We start from the raw sequence: 1,034 nt of genomic DNA on the forward strand, positions 1-1,034 counted from the left end.
CGGGTTTCCTGGAGAGTGTTTTATCTGTGAACTCAGGCTGCCAGATCATCGTTTCCGATGGAAGCATAATAAGCTTTTTCTGCTTCTGCCGGAGGAGTATGGCCCAGCCTTCCCAGCAATCGTCGATTGTTATACCAGTCCACCCACGTTAGTGTGGCCAGTTCCACTTCTGCACGGTTTTTCCAGCTCTTACGGTGTATTACCTCCGCTTTGTAAAGACCATTGATGCTCTCAGCCATCGCGTTGTCATACGAGTCGCCTGTACTCCCTGTTGATGCCAGTAATCCGGCTTCTTTTAGTCGCTCCGTATAGGCCAGTGACACATACTGAGAGCCTTTATCGCTGTGATGGATGGTGCCAGACGGACGACGGGCCCACAACGCCTGCTCCAGCGCATCCAGCACGAATGTCGTTTCCATAGACGATGAGACCCGCCACCCCACGATGTATCCGGCAAACACATCAATGATAAACGCCACATAGACGAAGCCCTGCCATGTGCTGACGTAAGTAAAATCAGCCACCCACAGCTGGTCAGGTCGTTCTGCCACGAACTGACGGTTTACGCGGTCGCCTGCGGCAACGGCTTTCCGGCTGATGGTCGTACGGACCTTTTTACCCCGGAGAACACCGGCAAGTCCCATAACCGCCATGAGACGTGCCACTGTACATCTGGCCACCCTGATTCCTTCCCGTAACAACTGACGCCAGACTTTACGCACACCGTACACCTGATGATTTTCATCGTATACGCGCTGTATCTCTCTCTTCAGCCAGTCGTCGTGCTGCGCACGGGCACTGCGTTTATCCGGATGATGTCGCTGTTGCTGACAATGGTAATACGTTGACGGGGCAATATGCAGTTCGCTGCATACCGGTCCGACCCCGTACTGCTCACGCAGCTTATCCAGCAGTGGCATCATTTTTTCCAGAGGCGGTCGAACTCCGCCTTCGCAAAATAAGCGGAAGCCTGGCGAAGGATATCGTTACTGCGGCGCAGTTCACGATTTTCACGTTCCAGCTCTTTCAGACGC

The 1,034-nt window shown here is 53.7% G+C and carries 1 pseudogene and 1 other annotated feature; the pseudogene reads right to left on the minus strand.

The features are described 5' to 3' along the window. Nucleotides 1–32 precede the first annotated feature (32 nt). Nucleotides 33–1,034: pseudogene (locus ACJHYR_RS27830) on the minus strand (IS3-like element IS1203 family transposase); the annotation flags it as partial. After that, nucleotides 849–965, minus strand: a sequence feature (AL1L pseudoknot). Its footprint overlaps the pseudogene before it by 117 nt.

The sequence above is a fragment of the Escherichia sp. WS1450 genome, from assembly GCF_046487395.1.
Classification (GTDB): Bacteria; Pseudomonadota; Gammaproteobacteria; order Enterobacterales; family Enterobacteriaceae; genus Escherichia; species Escherichia coli.